This is a genomic window from Rufibacter sp. JT3400010 (assembly GCF_054956755.1).
On sequence record NZ_JBUDXA010000005.1, the window covers coordinates 68,226 to 91,842 of the forward strand.

The window sequence follows — 23,617 nt, forward strand, 5'->3', positions numbered from 1 at the left end:
TGTGCCGGTTTGAACCTTAGGTGACGTACCTTTGGCTTTTTATTATGACGCGTAAACAATATTTTCTGATTATCCTGATTCTGGGTTCCCTTTCCACCATCAGTCCCTTTTCCATTGACATGTACCTGCCGGGTTTTCCGGCCATTGCCCAGGATCTTAATACCACCATCTCCAACGTGCAGCTTTCCTTAACGGCGTACCTCATCGGGATATCGGTGGGGCAGTTGCTGTATGGGCCGCTGCTGGACCGTTTCGGGCGGAAGTATCCTTTGTATGCCGGTTTGGGCGTGTACATTGCGGCCTCCATTGGCTGTGCCCTCGCAGACTCACCAGACATGCTGATCTTGATGCGCTTTCTACAGGCCATTGGCGGCTGTGCGGGAATGGTGGCGGCCCAGGCGCTGGTGCGGGATTTGTTTCCGGTGACGGAAACGGCAAAGGTTTTCTCCTGGTTGATTCTGGTGATAGCCGTTTCGCCCATGATTGCCCCCACGGTAGGAGGGTACATGACGTCTGCCTTCGGTTGGCCTTCCGTCTTCCTGACCTTGGCAGCTATTACCCTGGTCATGCTCATTGCCATCTTTTTTTTCCTGCCCGAAGGGAAGCAGCCAGACCCAGCTATGTCCTTAAAACCGAAGGCGGTACTTGGGAATTTCTATGCGGTTCTACGCAATCCGCAGTTCCTGGTATACACCCTGGTAGGCGGCATTGCCTCGGCGGCGCCGTTTGCGTACATCTCGGGTTCACCAGACGTGTTCATGAACATTTATAAGGTAAGCGAGCAGGAGTACGGCTGGATTTTCGCGGCTTTGTCTGTGGCCATGATTGGTTCTCCGCAATTTAACCACATATTACTGCGGAAACTTAGCAGCGACCAGATCATTAGAATGGGTTTAGTGTACCAGACTGTGGTGGGAGCCATTATGGTGGTTGGGGTGTATGCGGGTTGGTATGGCCAGATGGGTTTAATTATTGTATTGTTCCTGTTCCTGCTGGGGCAGGGGCTTACCGCTCCAAACGCCTCGGCTTTATCGCTGGCGCCATTCTCTAAGTTTGCCGGAAGCGCCTCGGCCCTGGCCGGAAGTTTCAGGATGGGCATTGGAGCCTTGGTATCCGGGGCGGTGAGTTTGCTGCACAACAACACCGCCTTGCCCATGGTTGGGGTGATGACGTCCTGCACCGTGCTGGGTATCTTAATTTACTTTATAGGCCAGGGAAGCGCCGCTTCTTACCGGAAAGCGGAAGTAGCGGGCTTGGCTCCTGAGCTTTAGTTTCTTTCTTGTACCTGCTATAAAAGCCTGTTTCGGGTCTGTTTTCTGCATAACAGACCTGAAACAGGCTTTTGTTTTTTTCTGCATTGGAATCAATTGAACATCACTCCAGCCTATTCTAAGCTGAGAATCCTAAATATTCCAAGACCTCTCAAGATATCAAATCCACTGCCGCGAGACTCCAGTCTCGTGACACAAGATGAAGCGAGTCTCCAGACTCGCCGGGAACACCAACCGAAATAAACTCAGCCTAAACTAAAGCACCAGCAAGCACACAGGCAACCAGGGGAAACCTGCAGAGGCGTAGTGGCTGTGTTTGTTCCCCCGCAACTTTCTATCTTAGCCCCATGAAAATACTGCTTATTGAAGACGAGCCCAAAGTAAGTGCGTTCATCAAGAAAGGGCTGGAGGAGCAGATGTACGAGGTGGAGCCGGCGTATGATGGCTTTTACGGCGCCAAACTGGCCATGGAAAACGAATACGCACTGGTTATTCTGGACGTGATTCTGCCGCGCATGAACGGGGTGGAGGTGTGTAAACTCATCCGGCAGCAGAACCTCACCGTGCCCATTCTCATGCTTACTGCCTTGGGCAGCACCGATGACAAAATTCTGGGGCTTGATTCCGGGGCCGATGATTACTTGGTAAAACCCTTCGAGTTTCAGGAGCTTTTGGCGCGTATCAGGGCCTTGACCCGCCGCTCACAGGAAAGTGTGGGCACCGAGGTGCTGAAGATAGCTGATCTGGAGTTGGATGTGCAGAAGAAAACCGTGTTCCGGAACGGAACGCCCATTTCCCTCACCGCCCGCGAGTTTGCGCTGCTGCAGTATTTGCTGCGCAACAAAGAACGCGTAGTCTCCCGGGTAGACATCATTGAGCAGGTCTGGGAAACGTCCTTTGATACCGGCAGCAACGTCATTGACGTGTACATTAACTTCCTCCGTAAAAAGATAGACAAAGATTTCTCGCCAAAGCTCATTCACACATTGGTGGGCATGGGTTATGTAATGAAGGAGATGGAAGAGAAATGAAAATCAAAACCAAACTTACCCTGCAGTTTACCGTCATCTTCATGGGTATTCTGCTCTTTTTTTCTGTATCGGTTTATTATTTTAGTGCCCTGTACCGCAAAAATGATTTCTACGGCCGTATTCTGAACCGGGCGTACGCCACGGCCCATTATGTGCTGGATGCAGACACCGTAAGCCAGCAGCAGCACGCCCTGGACCAACGGCTGTATTTTCAGATGCTTCCCCGTGAGACCGTGAAAGTGTTTGACCAGAACCAGCGCCTTATTTTTATGGAGGGCGAAGAAAACGTGCAAGTACCCCCGCAACTGCTGCAACGCCTGCGGCAAACCGGTGAAGTACGCATGGAGCAGGGCGACCGCCAGATGGTGGGCATTCGGTATCTGCACCGGGGGCAGGTTCATTTTGTGATGGCGTCTTCCATAGATTTGTATAACCTGAACAAGCTCCAGCACCTGCGCACCTTACTTATCACTGGTTTTGTGATGGCTTTGGTAACGGTCATCATCTGCGGAATCATTTTCTCTAGGGCTGCCCTGAAGCCTTTCCTGAAAGTGGTCTCTGAGGTGGAGAAGATCAACGCCTCTGACCTGCACCAACGGCTCACCCAAGCCGATGGAAAGGATGAAGTGTCCCACCTGGCCCAGACGTTCAACAACCTGTTAAACCGCTTAGAACTGGCGTTTGAGGTGCAGAAAACCTTTGTCTCCAACGCCTCCCATGAACTGAGAACTCCGCTCACCGCCATGATTGGTGAACTTCAGGTTGCCCTCATGAACCAACGCCACCCCGATGAGTACGAACGGGTGCTGCAATCTATTCTGGAAGATGCCAAACTGCTGGCCCAACTCTCCAACGGATTGCTGCAGATGGTGCAGGCCAGTTCAGACACTACCAAGGTCCAGATGACCGAATTACGCCTGGATGAGCTCATGTGGCAGGCTTGCGCCGAAGCCCGCAAACGCCAGCCGCACATGCAAGTTGAGGTTGAGTACGTGAACCTGCCCGAAGACGATAACGAGCTTATCATCAAAGGAAACGAAGCCTTGTTGCTCATTGCCACCGTCAACGTGTTAGAAAATGCCGCCAAGTTCTCGGGTAAGAACCCCACCATTACAGCCTCCATTGAAGTGCAGCCGCGCAGCCTGTTGTTGCGCGTGAGCGACCGGGGCATCGGTATGGCGCCCGAAGATGTCCGCAAGGTATTCGTGCCTTTTTTCCGGGCCGAGAACGTGCGGGATATCTCCGGGCACGGTATCGGCTTACCCCTCGCCGAGAAGATCATCCAACTCCATAAAGGCTCCATTGCGGTGCATTCCCAGCTAAACCAAGGCACCGAAGTGACTATTACACTACCTAAACTATACGAGGTGTACAAGCTCTAACAAGTCAATAAACCGCTGTTTTCACGAAGAGGAAGTGAATACTTGAGTTACTATCCAATCCTTGATTTTAAGCAGATTTCCTAAAGTCAGCCTTTAAACGGTCAGCAAAGTCATACCTGTAAATACGATGGATTGTCCCCTCGCTCGCCTCTGGCGAGTGTGAGCTACCTACAGCCTCTGGCTTTTCCTTTGCTTGTTTTGAATAAATGTACCTAAAGCGGCGGGACGCCGCAGGTAGCTCACACTCGCCAGAGGCGAGCGAGGGGGATAAGGTAATCTTAATTCTCCGTTTACAGCTCTTTTACCAAAAACAGCCGCAAAACACTCTTCTCAATAGTCTTTATCCTCCCGCTTTCATTTTACATTTTAATCAAATTTTAATCTGCTTTTAATTCGATCTTAATTCCACTTAGTGACTTTTGTATTAAATATTATCTGTAAAGAAGTTATATGGTTGCCAGTTTGGCAGCTAAAAGCAAGAGAAACAAAGTGTATGAAAGAAAGAGGGTTGTTTGATACGGTGGGCAAGGACCTGTCTGCGGGATTGGTGGTGTTTTTGGTGGCCTTGCCGTTGTGCCTGGGAATTTCCCTGGCATCTGGGGCGCCGCTTTTCGCCGGACTTATTGCCGGTGTGGTGGGCGGTCTGGTGATCTCCTTGCTGAGTGGCTCCCAACTGAGCGTGAGTGGCCCGGCCGCAGGACTAACCGTGATTGTGCTCAACGGTATTTCCACGTTAGGCAGTTATGAGGTATTCCTGCTGGCGGTGGTGGTCTGCGGTGTGTTACAGATCATTCTGGGTTACCTGAAAGCGGGAATCATTGGTCTGTACTTCCCATCGTCGGTGATCAAGGGGATGCTGGCGGCTATTGGCCTTATCTTGATTCTGAAGCAGATTCCGCACTTTTTAGGCGCCGATGAGGATTTTCTGGGTGATCTGGACTTCTTCCAGTCAGACGGACGCAATACTTTTTCTGAAATCGGCTTTGCGTTGAATAACCGTCTGCAGATAGGTTCTTTGATAGTGGGCGTGATTTCGCTGGCTATTCTGATTCTCTGGGAAAAGCCCTTCGTGCAGCGCGTGAAGTTCCTGAAACTGGTGCCGGGAGCGTTGATTGCCGTATTGCTTTCTATTGGCTTGAACCTTCTGTTCCAAAACTCTTTCCCGGCATTTACCATCGCAGATACGCACCTGGTGCAACTGCCCAACATTACCGGACCTGCTTCTTTATTGAATGAATTGCGTTTCCCAGATTGGTCAGCGTTCACTAATCCATCGGTTTATGTGGTGGGTGCCACCCTCGCTATTGTAGCCAGTTTGGAAAGCTTACTGAGTCTGGAAGCCGTTGACAAACTAGACCCGCACAAGCGTCGTTCGCCTAATAACCGTGAGTTGAAAGCGCAAGGCGTGGGTAACATGATCAGTGGTTTGATTGGTGGTATTCCGCTTACGGCCGTTATTGTGCGTAGCTCGGCTAACGTGAATGCAGGCGGTGAATCTAAGCTGTCTTCGTTCTTCCACGGGGTGTTCCTGCTGCTTTCCATCCTCTTCCTGACAGATTTCCTGCGGTACGTACCGTTGGCTGCGCTGGCCGCCGTGTTGTTGATGGTAGGGTTTAAGCTGACCAAACCAGCCCTGTACAAGGCACAATGGAAACTTGGGTTAGATCAGTTCTTGCCGTTTATCATCACTATTACGGCCATTCTGTTCACCGACTTGTTGAAAGGTATTTCCATTGGTTTGGTGGTAGGTGTTTTCTACATTCTCAAAGCCAATTACAAGTCACCGTACTTCTTCAAACGCGAAAGCTATGACGGTCAGGATAAAATTCACATAAAGCTGAGCGAAAACGTTACCTTCCTGAACAAAGCCAGTGTGGCCCTTACCTTAGAGCACTTGCCAGAAAACAGTGACGTAATCATTGACGGCTCCCAGTCTACCTACATAGACCATGACGTACTGGAAGCCATCCAAAACTTTAGAACGGTAGCCAAAGAAAAAGACATCCGGTTAACCCTCCGTGATATTCCCAGTGTGGCTACTGTAGATATGCATTAACTTTAAAATCAAGATATACCTATGGAGACTGTGAATAATAGCCCACTACACCCAGACATGGAGAAGATCTTTGCCGGAAACCGCGCCTGGGTAGAGCGTAAGCAGAAAGAAGAACCAGATTTCTTTGAGCGTTCGGCCAAAGGCCAGGCCCCTAAATACCTTTTCATTGGCTGCTCAGACAGCCGGGTGCCTTCCAGCAAGATTGCCGGCACAGAGCCAGGCGAAATGTTTGTGCACCGCAACATCGCTAACATGGTGGTGCATACAGACATGAACCTTCTATCTGTACTGCAATACGCCGTTGAAGTGCTGAAAGTGAAGCACGTGATGGTAGTAGGCCATTACGGTTGCGGAGGCGTGGCTGCCGCCATGAGCGACAAACAATTTGGGCTGATTGACAACTGGCTCACCAACATCAAAGATGTGATCAGACTGCATGACAATGAGTTGAACTTCATCACAGATGAAGAGCAGCGTTTGCGCAGACTGGTAGAGCTAAACGTGATGGAACAGGTGATCAACCTTTCCAAAACCTCCATCATTCAGAATGCCCTCAAGAACGAAGATCCGCCCCAATTACATGGTTTGGTGTATGACATCAGAGACGGAATTCTGCACAACCTGAATGTAAAGGAGCACATGCTCAGAAGATACGACCACATCTATGGCATGAATGCCCTCTAGAAAACCTTTAGTTTTAGTTAAGTTTTAAGTTTCATATCTAGTTTAGTTGAGAAACAAAAAGCCCCACCATTGGTGGGGCTTTTTGTTTCTCAAAGGAGGTGTTTCTTACCAACCAGCATTGTTAGAACCGGAGCCGAAACCGTAAGGAGGGCCGCCGGCAGAAGAATTTCTGCGGTTGTTATTGTTGTCATAGTTATCATCCTCGTCGCCGGCTATGCTGTTCCAGGCATCCCGAATTCCATGGGTTATTTTACCGAAGAAGCCTTCGTCTTCCTGGTTGTTGTCCATGTTGTTTTCATTGCTGCGGTTGTGTCTATACCGGTCCTGGTCATAGTCACGGCTACTGTTCATGTTAGACGGATGGCTGTAGTCATCTGAGTAGCGGTTTTGGCTGGCGTTGCCGTGGCTGTATTGGGCATGGTCATGATCGTGGTCATTGTCATGGTTCATCCAGCTGTTGCCGCCGCGGTTGCTGCTTTGGTTGTTGGTGCCGTACATGTTGGTGTTGCCGCCAGAGTGACGGTTGCTGTCCCAGGAATTGCCCATGCCTGAGCCACCACTCATTCCATATCCAGAACCGCCTCTGGAAGACTGCCCGTAATTAGACTCTGAATTATTCCCATACGAAGACCCGCTGTGTCCAAAAGATCCTCCGTAGTTGCTGGAGCCTGATTGCTGCCCGCCACGGTTGTTTCCGTAGTTATTGGAGCTGTAACCTGAGTTTGAGCCTCTGTAGTCATTTGAATTACCGTAATTGCTGTAAGCGTTGCCTCTGTCCATAGCCCCCCCAGACGTATTGCCGGAAGAAGAACCCGCGTAACCAGAACGGGCACCGCCGTACGTTCCTATGTTAGAAGAAGACCCGCCGGTGTTGGAAGAGCCGCTTTGGCCGTAGTTAGAGCTACCGTAATTATTGGAATGGCCTTGGTTGGAGCCAGAGCCATACGCCCCATAACCACCGGAGTTCATGCTGCCTTGGTTGCCCATAGAAGAGCCGTAGCCGTAGCTTCCCTGGTTTGAACCGCCTCTGTTTTGATTAGAGTTGCCTTGCATGGAGTGTCCGCTCCAGCCGCTGGTGCTGCCTTGCTGGCCTCCCATGCCGCTTCGGTTTTGGTCGCTTTGGTTTCCCGTGCGATATTGGTTTCCGCCGTAATTAGAGCTTTGACTGCTGTAGTGGTTTTCCTGACGGTCACCCAGGTTGCCGCTGAACACTGAGCCTCCCTGGCTGGTGAAATTGCTTTCGCCCCGGTCGCCGGTGTTGCCGCGGTTGTTGCTGCCGCCGTATGATTGATAATCCTTATTTCCTTGTCCCTCGGTGCGGTTGCCTAAGCTGCCCCACTCACTACGACTCGTGTTTTCATGTCCAGAGCGATACGAGTTAAACGCATCGTACCCCATTCCGTGATTTCTCATAGTTATTTATAGTTTAAGGTGAATGATGGATACATCAGATGCCACCTAAGGCACCGGGTAATATATACGAGTCCATTTTGGCTTAGTTAAGTATAAATCCCAAAAAGCAATACCGGTGTGGGTAGGTTGAAAACACTTATATGGAAGTTAACTGATTGATAAAGAATTTATAAGGAAGCGCCCATTTATAGTTTAAAATTTATAATACATATAAAAAGTGATATATGTGTTCTGTTGTTCCATAACTGGCATAAGCCCTCATTTTTGCGTACCTTTGGAGTCCGTTTTTTACCTGATTTCTGATAAATAGCCTTGAAACTCTGCATCGCCGAAAAGCCTAGTGTCGCCCGTGAGATTGCCCATGTGCTTGGTGCCAAGACCAAGATGAACGGGTATTTTGAAGGCAATGGGTACCAGGTCACCTGGACCTTCGGGCACTTCTGCCAGCTCTGCGAACCAGATGATTACAACCCCAACTGGAAGCGCTGGTACCTGCCAGACCTGCCTTTGGTGCCAGATCGTTTCGATATCAAACTCATCAGTAACAAAGGGGTAGAGCAGCAATTCAAAATTATTCAGACCCTCCTGGACCAAGCCGAAGAGGTGATTAACTGCGGTGATGCCGGGCAGGAAGGAGAGGTGATTCAGCGTTGGGTGTTGCACCAGGCCAAATACCGCAAACCCTTTAAACGCCTCTGGATTTCCTCTTTGACTGAAGAAGCTATCAGGCAAGGGTTTGCGCAATTGCGCGATGGCAAAGAGTTTGACCAGTTGTACCAGGCTGGAAAAAGCCGCGCCATTGGTGATTGGCTTCTAGGTATCAATGCCACCCGTCTGTTTACCGTGAAATACGCTCAGGGGAGACAATTGCTTTCTCTGGGTCGCGTGCAGACGCCTACGCTGGCTATGATTGTGCACCGGCACCTGGAGATTCAGAATTTCAAATCTGAACCGTTCTGGGAACTCAAGACCGTGTACCGAGAGGTTACCTTCAGCAGCACCTCGGGCCGCTTCAAAGACGAAGCCAAAGCCCAGGCCATTCTGGAGCAGATCAGACCTGCTGAGTTTGAGATAAAAGACGTAGAAACCAAAAAGGGCACTGAAAGTGCGCCCCGGCTCTTTGACCTTACCTCGCTGCAAGTAGAGTGTAACAATAAATTCGGCTTGTCAGCCGATGAGACGCTCAAGACGGTGCAAAGCCTCTACGAGAAAAAGGTAGTCAGTTACCCCAGGGTAGATACCACGTTCCTGCCGGATGATATTTACCCTAAAATCCCCAGCATTCTGAGCGGTTTGACCGGTTACCAGCACCTCACGCAGGAACTGCTGGGCAAGAAAATCAGGAAATCTGCCAAGGTCTTCAACAATAATAAAGTCACCGACCACCACGCCATCATTCCCACCGGAGCCGAGGCCAGAGGTTTGTTCGGGACCGAAGCCAAGGTGTTTGACGTGGTAGCCAAACGGTTCATCGCTGCTTTTTACCCAGACTGTATTGTGAGCAACACCGTGGTAAACGGCGAAGCAGCGCAGCACGCGTTCCGGGCTAAAGGAAAACAGATTCTGGAGCCCGGTTGGCGCGTAGTCTATGGTCCTGAGGAAAACACGGCCGCCCCCAAACCAACTGCTAAACCATCCGCCGAAGGCGAGGAGAAGGAAGAAGAACTAGCGGTGCTTCCCCATTTTGATGCCGGGGAACGCGGCCCTCATGAGCCGTTGCTGGAACGCAAATCCACCAGTCCGCCCAAAGATTATACTGAAGCCACCTTACTGCGTTCCATGGAAACGGCCGGGAAACAGGTAGAGGACGATGAGTTGAAAGAAGCGTTGAAGGAAAACGGCATTGGAAGGCCTTCTACCCGCGCGGCCATCATTGAGACGCTGTTCAAACGCAACTACATTAAGAAGGAGAAGAAGAAAATATTGCCTACCCAAATGGGCATAGACCTCATTCAGGTCATCAAAAACCCCACCCTCAAATCTGCGGAGATGACCGGGCAATGGGAAAAGAAGTTAAGACAGATTGAAGGCGGTGAGTTCTCCGCCGATGATTTCCTGCGTGAACTTAAGGGCTTGGTGTGGGAAATGGTGCAGGAAGTAAAACAGGACAACCACCGCGTTACGCTTCAGCCCGCTGAAACTCCCGGAAAAGCTCCCGAAAAAGAGACCGCCAAAAAGAGCGAGAAACCCAAAAGAGAAGCTAAAAATGCCTCGGGACCAGTGGCAGCTGGTTTGGGAAGTTGCCCCGCCTGCGGCACCGGTCACATCCTGAAAGGGAGCCAGGCCTACGGGTGTGCTCGTTTCAGGGAAGGTTGTACGTTCCGGCTGCCCATGACTTTTCAGGGCAAGCCGTTGGCAGAAAAACAGGTGCAGGCGCTTCTCAAAAAAGGTAAGAGTCCAGTAGTGAAAGGATTCGTGGACGAAGCCACGGGCGAGAAATTTGACGCGGCGTTCACCTTGTCTCCAGCCCATGAACTGCAGTTGGAAAAGGCCGAAGCCAAAGAGGAAAAGCCCGTAGTCATGATTTGCCCCAAGTGCAGCCAGGGCCAGATGCTGAAAGGGAAAACCGCTTACGGCTGTAGCCGCTTTAGGGAAGGATGCCAGTTTATGGTGCCGTTTGAGTTGCACGGGAAAACCTTGTCTGAAAGCCACATCAAGGCGTTGGTCCTGAAAGGCAAAACTGGCAAGATAAAAGGCTTCACCTCGCCTAAGACTGGCAACAAATTTGAAGCTGCCTTAAAACTGAACGAAGAATTCAAGGTGGTATACCAGTTTTAACGCGGCTTTTCGTTCTTCAGACCAGAGAGGATTCGTTACCTGAAATCTGCCTAAATAGGGTACGGCTGCCGTTAAACGTAAAACGAAGGCAGGTGGTTTTTGATTTTTTTGGTAACTTAGACCCTCTCAATAGCTTCAGCAAGTTGCGTTTATCCTTTTTGAAGCGAAAGTAAAGAGTGGCAGTTTGCTTGTGAAGAGGCGAGATTTGTCTTTCTCTGGTGGCTTTTGCCAGACGGCGCTGCCCCATTTTTAATGAATAAAGAAGTAGAATCCATGTTAAAGAAGTTTGTGTTTGTTTTGGGATGTGTCATGGTTTCCTATGGCGCCGCCTCAGCCGAAACTTTGTTTGTGCGTGATTCCACCGGGGTGAAAACCCTGAACGGAAAAACCTACATCACCCATAAAGTAACCCCCGGTGAAACGCTCTACGCGTTGGCCCGCAAATACAGCGTTACCGTTGAAAAAATTGTAGCGGCTAACAAAAACGTTGACAAAGCCTTGGTGATAGGCCAAACGGTGCTCATTCCCATGAACACGGGCAGCACCAGCACCACCGCTTCGGCCAGTGCCACCACCGCTGAGAAGCCAGTAGCCAGTCCGGCCGCTAACCGCACCTATGTGGTAGACGCCAAAGGAAATAAAATCCATACGGTGCAAGCCCGGCAGACCCTGTTCTCCATTGCCAACCAGCACAGCGTGAGCGTAGACGACCTGAAGAAATGGAATAAGCTCACCGCCTCTACCGTGAAAGTAGGGCAGAACCTGATTGTAGGGGTAGGGGAGAAAGCTCCGTCCCAAGCGGCTGCCAGCGCCAAGGTGTACACGCCTGAATCTGATGACGTAGTAGCCACCACCAAGCAACCGGCCAGTACTTCTGCCGCTATCAACGCCCCTGCTACAAAGGCCAGCTCTACCGCTGCCAAAGGCGACGCCGATGAAGAGAAAACCACTTCCAAAACGTCTGAGTACGTATCCAGAGTGAATGAAAGCGGCATGGCCGAACAGATTGACACCCGCACCGATGCGAACAAATTCCTGGCCCTGCACAAAACCGCACCCGTAGGAACCATCATGGCCGTGAAAAACCCCATGAACGACCAGACCGTGTACGTGCGCGTCATCGGAAAATTGCCCGCCACCGGTGACAACGATAAAGTAGTCGTGAAACTTTCCAAGAAAGCCTGCCAGCAAATAGGAGCCGTAGACAAACGCTTCCGGGTAGAAGTGTCCTACATGCCCTAAGCTGTATTTAAGCCGATTTCCCCAAAAGAGGCAAAAAGCGGAACTCCCTGAGCCGTTTTTTGCCTCTTTTAGTTGAAGCCTTGTTTTCTGAAAATAGGTTGGAGGTACAACCAGGACGAGTAAACCCACCTTTCTGAGGAGGAGAATATCTGCTAGAGGAGAAAGGAATGCGTGTGACTGGCAGGTGTAAACATCCCCCTTCTCCCCCTTTGATGGTAGGGCCGTTAAGTTCTACATTGGAGGCTTAAACTGCGGTAAAGTCCATTGCCTTTCTTGCAGAGTTTGAGGCTAACGCCTCACTGATTTGCAAACTTCAGCTCATTTTAGGTCCAAGTTGAAAACTTGAACCATATCAATTTTTAGAACTTAACGGCCCTGCCCTTTGAAGGGGGAGTCTCTGCTGTTTTCACGCATACCCGTTTCCAGCCTTTCGCTTGAGCGCCTAGAGTTCGACGACCTGTGAGCGTTAGCGAAGCAGGTGAGGAGAAATCACTGCGCGAAGGCGGAAGGCTGGGCCTCGCGGCTGTGAGCGCTTACCGCCAAAGATGAAACAACCCAGCACCTGCACCCACGCAATAAGCCGCCAAGCCAAGGGAACTACAAACTGCATGCACAAACCACCACCCACGCAAAAAGCGGCCAATCCAAGGGAAAAACAAACTGCGTGCACCCACAAAAACAATCCTGTGAAATAAAGAGAAATCCCCACGAAAGAAGCCAATGAATTACTACTAGTGTTAACTTAAAAAGTAAATACCTGTATCTCTTTCTAAGTCAACAACTCTCTTATTTTTAAATAAATGCCCTACCCGCCCTCCCAACTGGAAGCCTTACTGGAAAACCGCTACCGCCGGTACAACACCCCAGACTTCATTCCGCATGACCCGGTTTCCATTCCACACCTGTTCACGCAGAAACAAGACATTGAAATAGCAGGGTTCTTTGCGGCCATTCTGGCGTGGGGCCAGCGCAAAACCATCATCAATAAGTGCCGTGAACTCTTGCAGCGCATGGACAATGCCCCGTACCAGTTCATCACCCAACACCAGGACGAGGACCTGAAACAACTGCTCGGTTTCAAGCACCGCACCTTCAACGACACCGATTTGCTGTACCTAGTGTATTTCTTCCGTTGCTTCTATGAGCAGCATGAAAGCTTAGAGGCAGCCTTTGTCGGTAAGGCAGACGCTCCGCTCACTTCCCAAAAAGCCCGGCTGGAACACTTCTATAACCTGGTGTTTTCCCTGCCCGAAGCGCCGCATCGTACCCGCAAACACATTTCTACCCCGGCCAAGAAATCGGCGTGTAAACGCATCAACATGTACCTGCGCTGGATGGTGCGGCAAGACAACCAAGGCGTGGATTTCGGAATCTGGAACCAGATATCACCCGCTGATCTGGTGTGCCCCTGCGATGTGCACGTGCAACGGGTAGCCCGCCGTCTGGGGCTCATCCAAAGAACCCAATCAGATTGGGCCATGGCCGAAGAGCTCACCCAGAACCTCCGGCAGTTTGACCCAGCAGACCCGGTCAAGTATGACTACGCTTTATTCGGGTTGGGAATAGAGGAGAAGTTTTAAGTAGTGTCTTTAGCTTTATTAATATGTTAAATAATAAACTCTTAATATTTCTTCAAGGCAAAGGAACATACAGCCGCTACACTATGTTCTAATATCCTGACCAATCCCGTAAATAAGCTACTTTTGCAAAACTGGGATAGAAACAGAAAATAAAACTAGAAAAAGAAAAGACTTGATATATCCATCAAATTTTGAGCAGAAAATAGGGTTCAGCCAAATCAGAGAGATGTTGTCTGAAGCCTGTTTAAGTCCGTTAGGACGGAGGTTTGTAGAGCGGGTGTCGTTCCTGGACCGCTTTGACCTGGTACAACGGTTGTTGCTGCAAACGCATGAGTTTGCCAATATCCTGCGTTCTGGCGAGGATTTCCCATCCAGCTACTATTTTGACGTAACCGAGCACCTGAACCGGGCATCGTTGGAAGGAGCGTTTCTGGAAGTGCGGGGCGTGTATGAAGTAAAAATGTCGCTACGGGCTATCAGGCAGGCGTTGGGCTTCTTTGTGGAGTCTGAGGAAGGGGAGTACCCGGCCTTAAAAGCCCTCACCGAAGGTGTGGAAGTAGACCGTGCCTTGGTGTCTGCGTTGGAGAAACTGGTAGATGACAACGGCAACGTGAAAGACGATGCCTCGCCGGAACTGCAACGCGTGAAGCGTGACCTGATCGGGCAGCAGACCCAACTTCGTAAGACCATCAGCAGCATTCTGCGCCACGCCAAAAACGAAGGCTGGACCCCCGGCGATGCCGAACCTACCATCAGAGGCGGCCGTTTGGTGATTCCGGTTATTGCCGAATACAAACGCCGTATCAAAGGGCTTATCCATGATGAATCGGCCACCGGCCAAACCGTGTACCTGGAGCCGGAGAGCGTGTTTGAACTGAACAACGACATCAAAGACCTGGAAAACGCCTACCACCGGGAGTTAATCCGGTTATTGACGGCGGTTACGAACCAGGTGCGGCACCATCTGCCGGGTCTTCGCAAAGCGTACCAGTTCCTGGCCTTGCTGGACTTTATTCGGGCAAAATCGGTGGTGGCGAATAAACTGGGTGCCATCATGCCGGAGCTGCACAAGCGTCCTGTCATGAAGTGGAAGAACGCGCGTCACCCTATTCTGCACCTGACCTTGCAGGCGCAGGGCAAGAAAGCAGTGCCGCTGTCGCTGGAACTGGACCAGGAACAACGTATTCTGTTGATCTCGGGACCGAACGCCGGGGGTAAATCGGTGGCCATGAAAACGGCCGGTCTGTTGCAGTACATGCTCCAGTGCGGTTTGCTCATTCCCGTGGACGAAGGTTCTGAGGCGGGCTTGTTCCATGATATTTTCCTGGATATGGGCGATGAGCAGTCCATTGAGAATGACCTAAGTACGTACAGCTCTCACCTGCAGAACATGAAGCAGTTTGTGTTGCTGGCAGATAAGAAGTCACTGGTGCTCATTGACGAGTTCGGGACGGGAACGGAGCCGGCGTTGGGCGGGGCTATTGCCGAGGCGGTTTTAGGTCAGTTGCACCACCAGAAAGTGTTCGGTGTGATTACCACCCACTACACCAACCTGAAAAACTTCGCGGAGAAGAACGAAGGCATTGTGAACGGCGCCATGCGCTACAATCCCGCCGAGTTGCAACCGCTGTACCAATTGGAGATAGGCAAACCGGGTTCTTCTTTCGCTTTGGAAATTGCCCGTAAAATCGGCTTGCCGAAGAACATTATTGACAAGGCCGGTACGCTGGTAGGGAAAGAGAAGATCCGCTACGACAAGCTGCTGGAACAACTAGAACAGGAAAAAACCGACTTAGAACGCAAGAACGCAGCGGTTGCTAAACACGAGCGGAAACTACAGAAGCAGGTAGAGGAATATACCGCTTTAAAACAGCACCTGGAAGAAAGCAAGCAAGACATCATCCGGACCGCCAAAGGTCAGGCCAAGTTGCTCTTGAAAGACGCCAACCAGCAGATTGAGAGCACCATTGAGCAAATCAAACGCAGCCAGGCCGACAAGGAGCAAACCAAAGCGGCCCGCCAGCAACTAGATGAATTCAGAGAGAAACTCACGCCAGAACCGAAACCGGTGTACAAACGCAATGGCTCGGTGCCAACCGGCCCTTTACAGTTAGGTGAGCGCGTGGCCTTAATCGGGCAGGATTCAGTGGGTGAGTTGCTGGCTATTAAAGGCAAAACGGCAGAAGTTAGCTTCGGCGGACTAAAGACCATTGTGAAGCTGGAGAAACTGGAACGGCCAGACCCTAACGTAGTGCGCGAAAAAGCCAAGAAGGAGAAGGAACTGGCTACGGCCGTGGCGCCTTCCAAAGGCCTGGATGTAACCCAACGCATGGCCGATTTCCAGTACACGCTGGACGTACGCGGCCAACGCGCCGAGGAAGCCCTGACCACCGTCATGAACTTCATGGATGATGCCATCATGCTGGGCATGCCCGAGGTGAAAATCATCCACGGCCGTGGCAACGGTATCCTGAAGATGATTATTCGGGATTACGTGCGCACCCTGCGCGAAGTAGCCAGCGTAGCGGATGAACACGTAGAGCGCGGCGGAGACGGGGTTTCCATCATCGTGCTAAAGTAATCTTGTTTTAGGCCTGCTATTCTAAAAACAGGCTTGAAGCGTATTCAATAGAAAGGGAGCCAGTAAAAACTGGCTCCCTTTCTATCTTATATTTGTCAGGTTGTGTTTTCCTACTCCGGGCTTAGCATCTTTCCGTATAACAAGTTTAGTTTACCCGATCATGTAGCGACGTTACACCGTAACATCGTACTCCTGCAGATAAAACACTCTACAACAAGGTTGGAAAAACCTTAAATGATGTTCACTTCAGGGGTAAGCGTGATGCCAAACTTATCCTGCACAGATTGGATGATCTCGTACGCCAGGGCTTTTACGTCATTTCCGGCGGCTCCGCCGTAATTCACCAGCACCAGGGCCTGGTCTTTGTGCACGCCGTGTTTACCTAAGACTTTGCCTTTCCAGCCGCATTGTTCAATGAGCCAACCGGCGGGTACTTTCATGGTCTCGGGCGTAACCGGATAGCCGGGAATGCCGGGGTACTGGGCTTTCAGGATTTCAAATAGGGCCAACGGAATCTCAGGGTTTTTGAAAAAAGAGCCTGCATTCCCAATTTTGGCCGGGTCTGGCAACTTGCTTCTCCTGATGTGGCAAACCGCTTCACTGATAGCCCTCAAGCTCAACTCTTTTACTTCCTGCTGGTTCAGGGTGTCTTGTATGGCGCCGTAGGAAGTATTGAAGGTGTGTTCTTTGGTTAGCCTCAGCGTGACCGAGGTCACAATGTATTTGCCTTTGGCCTCTTTCTTGAACACACTTTCGCGGTAGCCGAAGCCGCATTGCTCTTTGTTAAAAGAAATCACTTCGCCAGTAGCAATCTCCAACGCTTCCAGCGAGACAAACGTATCTTTCAGTTCCACGCCATACGCGCCAATGTTCTGCAAAGGAGCCGCCCCTACGGTGCCCGGAATCAAAGAAAGATTCTCAATACCGCCTAAATCATGCTCCAACGTGTACAGCACCAGATCATGCCAGGTCTCACCGCTGCCCGAGGTCACCAGTACGTGCTTGCCGTCGGGTTCCTGGGTTTGCGAGATGCTTTTGATGCGGTTCAGGAGCACGGCCGCTTCCACGTCTTGGGTGAAAAGGATGTTGCTGCCGCCGCCCAGGATCAGTTTGGGCAAGGCCTGTACCTCGGGGTTCTGCAACAGTTGCCGCAGCTCATCCACGGTGGTAAACTCGGCCAAAAGACGGGCTTTGGCGTCAATGCCGAACGTGTTATAAGGCTGCAGGGAGGCTTCGCGTTGAATAGTCATGCAAGGGAGTTGAGTGATGGGGCAAAAGTAAGCAAATGGAAAGAGAAAATAGCAGGAGCATGGCGCATAGAAAAAGCCACCCGGTTAGAGGTGGCTTCTTGTTTTACGGCCCTTTTTGCTGAAACGGGCGAAAAAGGAAAGACTTATCTGGTTCTGATTTTGTACCCGATGGCGGCAAAATACCAGATAAATGCGTAGCAAGGCACCATCATCCAGTAGGCCTGCTGAGGATTCACCACATCGGCTAGGAAACCGTACAGAAGCGGGAGCAAGGCCCCACCGGCAATGGCCATGATCAACAGAGAAGAACCCATTTTGGTAAAGCGACCCAGATCTGCGATAGCCAGCGGGAAAATGGCGGGCCACATGAGCGAGTTCGCCAGACCCAGCAGGGAAATGCTCAACACAGACACATACCCGTCGGTGAAAAGGGCCAGTAAGGCGAAAATCACTCCTAAAATGGCGCATATCTGCAAGGCTTTCTGCTGGCTTACAAATTTAGGAATAGCGATAATCCCAATGATGTACCCGATGATCATGGCCCACAGGGTAAAGGTGGTAAAACGCGACGCTTCGTCTAGCGGAATGCCTTGGCTGGAAGCATAGTTGATCACGGTGTCACCCGCCATCACTTCCACACCCACATACAGGAACAAACTGATTACCCCAATTACCAAATGCGGAAACTGGAACACGCTGGTTTTTCTGGTATTGGCAGCGGCCACCACTTCGTCTTCCTGCTCAGTATCCACTTCGGGCAGGCCCGAAAAATAAGTAAACACCGCCAGGAGAAGCAAGGCTCCCATGATGACCAGGTAAGGCGTAATCACGCGCGAGGCAAGGGCGTCTAACCCAACTGCTTTCTGGGCCGCATCCATGGTTTCTAAACTGGTGACCAGCTCATCGGCGCCCGCCAATAAGATGCTTCCCAAAATAAAAGGAGCCGCTGAACCTGCAATTTTGTTGCAGATACCCATAATGCTGATGCGCTTGGCCGCACTCTCAGGAGGACCAATGATGGAAATGTAGGGGTTCACCGCCGCTTGTAACACGGTTAATCCGGTTCCCTGCACAAACAACCCTAATAAGAACAAAGCATACGTACGGGTCATGGCTGCCGGAATAAAGATCAAGGCACCTGCGGCGATGATCAGCAGACCAGCCGACATTCCTTTCTTATAGCCGGTCCTTTTCAAAAGCCAGGCTGCCGGAACACCCATCACCAGGTAAGCGATGTAAAAGGCGAACGTTACCAGGAAAGCCTCAAAGTTGGTCAGCTCGCAAGCAATTTTCAGGTAGGGAATGAGCACGGAGTTCAGCCAGGTCACAAACCCGAAAACAAAGAACAGTCCCCCAATAATGGCCATGGGGCGTGCGTAGTTTGTTTGCGCGGCTTGAACCTGACCCGGCGACGAATTTGAAGAAATGGTTTTAGACATGTTAGATTGGGTAGGTTTTGTGTGCGGTGCGTAGAAAACTAAAGATGCGGTAAAATTCTTGTATTAGGTGTGGTTACTTTCGTTAAATATAATAAAATTATTTAAAAAGTAGAGGTCGCCTCCGGCCACAGGTAAATTCTTCCACTTTCTTGGGCAGGGCCGAAGCCGGGCGCGTGGCAAGCCCACATTTTTTCCGAAATTGCAACCTCTTACATGTTTTCGCTGGCACCGTTCAGGTATAACCCAATCCTTGCTTTCTATGGCCAAATCAAAATCATCAGGTAATTTCAACATGACGGCAACCACGCTGGCGGGGCTGGAGGAAGTGCTGGCCCAGGAACTCCGCGATTTAGGCGCCTCGTACGTGAAACCAGGAGTACGGGCCGTGACCTTTAGCGGAAACCAATACCTGCTGTACCAGGCCAATATCTGCTGCCGTACCTCTATTAGAATCCTGAAGCCGTTTGCCCAGTTCAAGGCCCGCGACGAAAAAGCACTATACATGAAAGTGCGCGAGATTGACTGGGACCTGTACATGAGCCTGAACGACACCTTCGCCATCAATGCCGTGGTGTCCCGCTCCACCTTTGAGCACTCGCTCTATGTGTCCCAACTCACCAAAGACGCCATTGTAGACCAGTTCCGGGAGAAAACCGGCCGACGACCCAACATTGACGTGACTACCCCCGATGTACGCATTAACCTGCACATGCACGAGAACATTGTGTCTCTGGCTCTGGATTCATCGGGCGACTCGCTGCACCGCCGCGGCTACCGCCAACAGACCAACGTGGCTCCTTTGAATGAAGTATTGGCGGCTGGTATTCTGTTGTTGAGCGGTTGGGACAAGCGAACCCCCTTGTATGACCCTATGTGCGGGTCGGGCACGTTTCTGGCCGAGGCGGCCATGATAGCCCATAACATCGCCCCGGGCGTGTACCGCAAGGACTACGGCTTCATGCGCTGGCCTGACTATGATGCTGCTTTGTACCAACGCGTATTACAGGATGCCATTTCCAAAGAAGATACGGCTGTGGAGGTAGACCTCTTCGGCTCAGACGTAGATCCCGATTTTGTGGAAGCCGCTTTCCAGAACCTGGAGTACGCCGAGCTGGACCAATACGTGCGCCTCAAGGAACTTGACTTTAAAGAGGCCGTGAAACCCGCTGACCAAGGATTGGTTGTGATGAACCCGCCCTATGGCGAACGGATTGGGGAGGAAAGCGAAATCAACGGCCTCTACAAAATGATAGGCGATACGCTTAAATCCAACTTTCAGGATTGGGACGCTGCCATCTTCACCGGTAACCTGGAAGCCGCCAAACACATCGGGCTGAAACCTTCCCGCCGCATTCCGCTCTACAACGGCCCCATTGAATGCCGCCTCTTCAAGTATGAACTCTACCGTGGCAGCAGAAGAGAAAAAGAAGTGAGTGAAGAAGGTTGATTTCTTGTGCAGGGGCTTTTACCTGTTTTAGCTAAAATAAAGGTAAAACAAAAACACTCGCTCGCGTCACGCGAGTGTGAGCTTCCTGCAGCCTCAGGCTGCTACTTTCCGGTATTACGCGGCGAGACGCCGCAAGTAGCTCACACTCGCGGGACGCGAGCGAGTGTTTTAGTTCAGTCTCTCAAAAGAGAAAAAGACCCCTCAACTGCACATGAGTGGCCTTTTTCATTAACAATACTGAATCAATTACGCTACCCTGCTTTTGCGCAGGTAAATCGTAATGCCAATCCCTACCAGCCAGGCTGGCCAGATATAGAATAGACCAACCACCAGAGAAAGCCACAATTCCCAGCCGGTACTCATGGCCTCCACCAACCTGGTTCCAAATGGTGGACCTTCGGGAACCGTGACCGGAATAACCTGGTACATAGACAGCCGAATGGTGCTGAAGGACGTCTGGTTTTGCAGATACCGCAAGCGAGCCTCGGCACTTTCAATCTCCTCGCGTATGGTCTGAAGCTGGCCTTCCACCTCCAGAATTTGGGGAATGGTTTTGGCTTCTTTCAACAAACCCAGGAACCGTTGCTCTACGGCTAATTTCGCTTTCTTCCTGGCTTGCAGGTCTACATACTCCATGCCTACGTTTTCTGAGGTGATGGTTCTTACATCCAGGTGCACGCTTTCCTTCTGGAGTTGCCGCAGGAGGGGTTTGAAGTTTTCGGGCTGCACCCGGATTACGAAGTCAGTGGTGCTGTTGTCTCCGCTTTGGTGCTGGGTGGTGTTGGCGAGCGTGGCACCCAGCTCCTCTACCAAATTCTCTACCCGTTGCGTACTTTCAGATAAGTCTTTGACCTGAAACTTAACCTCGGCCTGACGGATGATTTGTTCCTGATTGGCTGGTTTGGCTTTATCTTCAGCCGTAGGGTTTTCCACGGTATCCTGTTGAGCCACCAGTTCATTTATGGAGGATTCTTTATTGGTGGAACATCCGCCTAGAAGCAGCAAGGCGGTACAGAAGAGTAAGAGACAACGGAAGGTGAATGTAGTTTTCATATGCAGAAGTTTTACCTTAATCCCTTCAGCCGCCACAAGGTAACCCTTTGAAATTGGACAATATAAATGCGCAGAGCAGCGTTTGCATCGCTTTTTAAAGCAGAATACCAGAAATTGGGAAAGCTGATTTTCCCTGTTTACCGACAGTTTTTGTGAAAATAGGGCAAAAACATAAAGATTAGACAAGCAGGAAACAGCATAAAAAATTAGCCCTTCTATCCAGAGAGAAGCCCGTTTAAGGGCTCTTTTCCGGAAAGAAGGGCTAAAACTTTCTAGCTAAAGGAACCTATAGACGGCTGATTTGGGCTCCTAAGGCGTTCAGGCGGCCATCAATGTTCTGGTAACCGCGGTCAATCTGCTCAATGTTGTGGATTACGCTACGGCCTTCGGCCGAAAGGGCGGCAATAAGCAAGGCAACCCCGGCTCTGATATCCGGCGAAGTCATGGAGATGCCGCGTAACGGAACCTGACGGTTCTGCCCAATGACGGTAGCGCGGTGCGGATCGCACAGGATGATCTGCGCGCCCATGTCAATCAACTTGTCTACGAAGAACAGGCGGCTCTCAAACATTTTCTGGTGAATGAGCACCGTTCCTTTGGCTTGGGTAGCTACCACCAGCGCGATGCTCAGCAAATCTGGGGTGAAACCAGGCCATGTGTGGTCAGAAACGGTTAAGATACTGCCGTCAATGTACGTATCAATTTCGTACTGGTCCTGCGCGGGAATGAAGATATCGTCGCCGTGGAATTCCATCTTAATCCCTAAGCGGCGGAAGGTATCTGGAATCAAACCTAACTCCCGGATTTGGGCATTTTTGATGGTGATTTCGGAACCGGTCATACCTGCCAGGCCAATGAATGAGCCAATCTCAATCATGTCCGGTAGCATGCGGTGTTCGGTGCCGCCCAGTTTCTCCACGCCTTCAATGATGAGCAGGTTAGAGCCAATACCGCTTATTTTGGCGCCCATGCGGTTCAGCATCTTGCAAAGCTGCTGCAGATAGGGCTCACAAGCGGCGTTGTAAATGGTAGTAATGCCTTCGGCTAAAACAGCGGCCATGACAATGTTGGCAGTTCCGGTTACGGAGGCTTCGTCTAACAGCATGTAGGTGCCTTTCAGGTTTTTGCCTTCCAGGTGGTAGAAGCTGTCATTGGCGTCATAGGTGAACTTGGCACCCAGTTTCTCAAACGCCTCAAAGTGGGTGTCTAAGCGTCTGCGGCCAATCTTGTCTCCGCCAGGCTTAGGCAGTTTGGCTACGCCGTAGCGAGCCAGCATAGGTCCCAGAATCATCACAGAACCCCGAATGGCGCGGGCCTGCTCCACAAACTTATCGGTTGAGAGATAGTCCAGGTTAACGTCCTCGGCCTTGAAAACATAGGTGTCTGGCGCGGTTTGCTCCACGTTTACGCCCATGTCACGCAACAACTCTATCAACTTGTTTACGTCCCGTATGTTGGGCACATTGGAAATGATGACTGGCTCAGCGGTCAACAAAACGGCACACAGAATCTGCAATGCTTCGTTTTTTGCTCCCTGTGGGATAATCTCGCCGTGTAAAGTACGGCCGCCTATTACTTCAAAAGAAGCCATGCGTTCTTATTTATTCTTACTTCGGTTCTGATTCTGATTCTTGTTCTGGTTGTTGTTCTTGTACTTCTGGTTGTTCTGGAAGTTGTTGTTACCAGGGCCCTGAGGGGCTTTCACTGTGCTCTCAAAAAGATTGCCTTTTTCCATGAGCGAAGCATCCAAGTCTAACTCTCCTTTAGACAGTTCCCGCAGGTTCTCCAGGATTACCTCGTCTGTGACGCTGTCTTTGTTATAGGTGCGGTACAGCACTTTCATCAATTTCCCGATGGAGATAATGGCAGCTTCGCGCTCCTGCGGGTCATTGATCTGCTTGGCTTTGTCAATGAGCCGTTCCAGGTTGGTGCCGTAATGCTTGTATTTTGGGTTTTGGACCGGATAGTCTACCCGCTGCGGCTTGTCGTTCAGGTATTCCATGGCGCTTAGCTCAAACGGAGCATCCACGTCCAGTTTGCCGTCAGACATGACGTACAAGTGGTTCCACAGTGTTTGCTGGGCATCCTGAATGTCCTTTACGTTGGGGTTCAGGCGTCCCATCAGGTTCACCAGTAACTGGGCCAGTTGGTTCCGCTTGGTGCGGTCTTCTACCGTGAGAAGGTACTGTACTATATTCTGCACATTGCGGCCGTACTCCCGCAGCAAAAGCTCTTGTTTAAATGACGAACTGGCTACCATGGTGATAGTGTGTGTTGCAAGGTCAAAAGTAGGAATTTTTTGTTCGTATCAAGTATCGGGTATCAAGTATCACGATAAAAGAAATTCCGTTTTAAGCCTGTATGTAGAAAAACAGGCTTAAAACGGTATAGGTTAGTAGAATTGCAATGA

At 50.7% G+C, this 23,617-nt stretch carries 16 protein-coding genes; 10 read left to right on the top strand and 6 right to left on the bottom strand.

Translation table 11 applies throughout. The features are described from left to right. Positions 1-44: 44 nt before the first annotated feature. The 5 genes from ACY0JR_RS06680 (at position 45) to ACY0JR_RS06700 (ending at position 6,424) form a co-directional block, all read left to right on the top strand. Positions 45-1,271: a Bcr/CflA family multidrug efflux MFS transporter gene (locus ACY0JR_RS06680; RefSeq protein WP_462633167.1), complete on the top strand. Its 1,227-nt coding sequence runs from the start codon at positions 45-47 to the stop codon at positions 1,269-1,271. A 347-nt stretch (positions 1,272-1,618) separates the two neighbouring features. Further along, positions 1,619-2,302 carry a response regulator gene (locus ACY0JR_RS06685; RefSeq protein WP_462633168.1) on the top strand — a complete coding sequence of 228 codons (684 nt, stop codon included), beginning with the start codon at positions 1,619-1,621 and terminating at the stop codon, positions 2,300-2,302. Beyond that, positions 2,299-3,684 carry a HAMP domain-containing sensor histidine kinase gene (locus ACY0JR_RS06690; protein WP_462633169.1) on the top strand — a complete coding sequence of 462 codons (1,386 nt, stop codon included), beginning with the start codon at positions 2,299-2,301 and terminating at the stop codon, positions 3,682-3,684. Before ACY0JR_RS06685 ends, ACY0JR_RS06690 begins: the two co-directional genes overlap by 4 nt. A gap of 493 nt (positions 3,685-4,177) precedes the next feature. After that, the gene (locus ACY0JR_RS06695; RefSeq protein WP_462633170.1) at positions 4,178-5,740 is read left to right on the top strand and encodes a SulP family inorganic anion transporter; all 1,563 of its coding nucleotides are present in this window, start codon (positions 4,178-4,180) and stop codon (positions 5,738-5,740) included. A 21-nt stretch (positions 5,741-5,761) separates the two neighbouring features. Next, positions 5,762-6,424 (top strand): carbonic anhydrase, encoded by a 663-nt coding sequence (locus tag ACY0JR_RS06700; RefSeq protein ID WP_462633171.1) that lies wholly within the window; start codon positions 5,762-5,764, stop codon positions 6,422-6,424. A 105-nt stretch (positions 6,425-6,529) separates the two neighbouring features. Here ACY0JR_RS06700 and ACY0JR_RS06705 read toward each other — a convergent pair whose 3' ends face one another. Continuing rightward, positions 6,530-7,837 carry a hypothetical protein gene (locus tag ACY0JR_RS06705; protein ID WP_462633172.1) on the bottom strand — a complete coding sequence of 436 codons (1,308 nt, stop codon included), beginning with the start codon at positions 7,835-7,837 and terminating at the stop codon, positions 6,530-6,532. A 312-nt stretch (positions 7,838-8,149) separates the two neighbouring features. Here ACY0JR_RS06705 and ACY0JR_RS06710 point away from each other — a divergent pair, with 312 nt between their 5' ends. From ACY0JR_RS06710 to ACY0JR_RS06725, 4 genes are all read left to right on the top strand, one after another. Further along, complete coding sequence (locus tag ACY0JR_RS06710) at positions 8,150-10,615, top strand: type IA DNA topoisomerase (protein WP_462633173.1); 2,466 nt, start codon at positions 8,150-8,152, stop codon at positions 10,613-10,615. Positions 10,616-10,867: 252 nt separating this feature from the next. Further along, positions 10,868-11,857 carry a septal ring lytic transglycosylase RlpA family protein gene (locus ACY0JR_RS06715; RefSeq protein ID WP_462633174.1) on the top strand — a complete coding sequence of 330 codons (990 nt, stop codon included), beginning with the start codon at positions 10,868-10,870 and terminating at the stop codon, positions 11,855-11,857. Positions 11,858-12,657: 800 nt separating this feature from the next. Next, positions 12,658-13,437, top strand: coding sequence for a TIGR02757 family protein (locus ACY0JR_RS06720; RefSeq protein WP_462633175.1), 780 nt, complete (start codon positions 12,658-12,660; stop codon positions 13,435-13,437). A gap of 172 nt (positions 13,438-13,609) precedes the next feature. Then, on the top strand, positions 13,610-16,018 hold the full coding sequence (locus ACY0JR_RS06725) for an endonuclease MutS2 (protein WP_462633176.1): 2,409 nt from the start codon (positions 13,610-13,612) through the stop codon (positions 16,016-16,018). Between the two features lie 230 nt (positions 16,019-16,248). On the opposite strand, the gene murB is transcribed toward ACY0JR_RS06725, so the two are convergent. Together murB and ACY0JR_RS06735 are read right to left on the bottom strand one after the other, a co-directional pair. After that, the gene (gene murB / locus ACY0JR_RS06730) at positions 16,249-17,268 is read right to left on the bottom strand and encodes a UDP-N-acetylmuramate dehydrogenase (protein ID WP_462633177.1); all 1,020 of its coding nucleotides are present in this window, start codon (positions 17,266-17,268) and stop codon (positions 16,249-16,251) included. A 143-nt stretch (positions 17,269-17,411) separates the two neighbouring features. Beyond that, on the bottom strand, positions 17,412-18,707 hold the full coding sequence (locus ACY0JR_RS06735; protein WP_462633178.1) for a sugar MFS transporter: 1,296 nt from the start codon (positions 18,705-18,707) through the stop codon (positions 17,412-17,414). Between the two features lie 259 nt (positions 18,708-18,966). Here ACY0JR_RS06735 and ACY0JR_RS06740 point away from each other — a divergent pair, with 259 nt between their 5' ends. After that, positions 18,967-20,154, top strand: coding sequence for a THUMP domain-containing class I SAM-dependent RNA methyltransferase (locus tag ACY0JR_RS06740; protein WP_462633179.1), 1,188 nt, complete (start codon positions 18,967-18,969; stop codon positions 20,152-20,154). A 246-nt stretch (positions 20,155-20,400) separates the two neighbouring features. Here ACY0JR_RS06740 and ACY0JR_RS06745 read toward each other — a convergent pair whose 3' ends face one another. From ACY0JR_RS06745 to ACY0JR_RS06755, 3 genes are all read right to left on the bottom strand, one after another. Further along, entirely contained in the window at positions 20,401-21,207 is an 807-nt protein-coding gene (locus ACY0JR_RS06745) for a DUF4349 domain-containing protein (RefSeq protein ID WP_462633180.1), read from the bottom strand. Between the two features lie 286 nt (positions 21,208-21,493). Further along, on the bottom strand, positions 21,494-22,798 hold the full coding sequence (gene murA, locus ACY0JR_RS06750) for a UDP-N-acetylglucosamine 1-carboxyvinyltransferase (protein ID WP_462633181.1): 1,305 nt from the start codon (positions 22,796-22,798) through the stop codon (positions 21,494-21,496). Between the two features lie 6 nt (positions 22,799-22,804). After that, positions 22,805-23,467: a DUF4290 domain-containing protein gene (locus ACY0JR_RS06755; protein WP_462633182.1), complete on the bottom strand. Its 663-nt coding sequence runs from the start codon at positions 23,465-23,467 to the stop codon at positions 22,805-22,807. Positions 23,468-23,617 lie beyond the last annotated feature (150 nt).

Coding starts and splice junctions, on each gene's coding strand:
- murB (WP_462633177.1), bottom strand. CDS start 17,268: ATGACTATTCAACGCGAAGCCTCCCTGCAGCCTTATAACACGTTCGGC.
- ACY0JR_RS06700 (WP_462633171.1), top strand. CDS start 5,762: ATGGAGACTGTGAATAATAGCCCACTACACCCAGACATGGAGAAGATC.
- ACY0JR_RS06680 (WP_462633167.1), top strand. CDS start 45: ATGACGCGTAAACAATATTTTCTGATTATCCTGATTCTGGGTTCCCTT.
- ACY0JR_RS06735 (WP_462633178.1), bottom strand. CDS start 18,707: ATGTCTAAAACCATTTCTTCAAATTCGTCGCCGGGTCAGGTTCAAGCC.
- ACY0JR_RS06690 (WP_462633169.1), top strand. CDS start 2,299: ATGAAAATCAAAACCAAACTTACCCTGCAGTTTACCGTCATCTTCATG.
- ACY0JR_RS06715 (WP_462633174.1), top strand. CDS start 10,868: ATGAATAAAGAAGTAGAATCCATGTTAAAGAAGTTTGTGTTTGTTTTG.
- murA (WP_462633181.1), bottom strand. CDS start 22,798: ATGGCTTCTTTTGAAGTAATAGGCGGCCGTACTTTACACGGCGAGATT.
- ACY0JR_RS06740 (WP_462633179.1), top strand. CDS start 18,967: ATGGCCAAATCAAAATCATCAGGTAATTTCAACATGACGGCAACCACG.
- ACY0JR_RS06755 (WP_462633182.1), bottom strand. CDS start 23,467: ATGGTAGCCAGTTCGTCATTTAAACAAGAGCTTTTGCTGCGGGAGTAC.
- ACY0JR_RS06685 (WP_462633168.1), top strand. CDS start 1,619: ATGAAAATACTGCTTATTGAAGACGAGCCCAAAGTAAGTGCGTTCATC.
- ACY0JR_RS06720 (WP_462633175.1), top strand. CDS start 12,658: ATGCCCTACCCGCCCTCCCAACTGGAAGCCTTACTGGAAAACCGCTAC.
- ACY0JR_RS06745 (WP_462633180.1), bottom strand. CDS start 21,207: ATGAAAACTACATTCACCTTCCGTTGTCTCTTACTCTTCTGTACCGCC.
- ACY0JR_RS06695 (WP_462633170.1), top strand. CDS start 4,178: ATGAAAGAAAGAGGGTTGTTTGATACGGTGGGCAAGGACCTGTCTGCG.
- ACY0JR_RS06705 (WP_462633172.1), bottom strand. CDS start 7,837: ATGAGAAATCACGGAATGGGGTACGATGCGTTTAACTCGTATCGCTCT.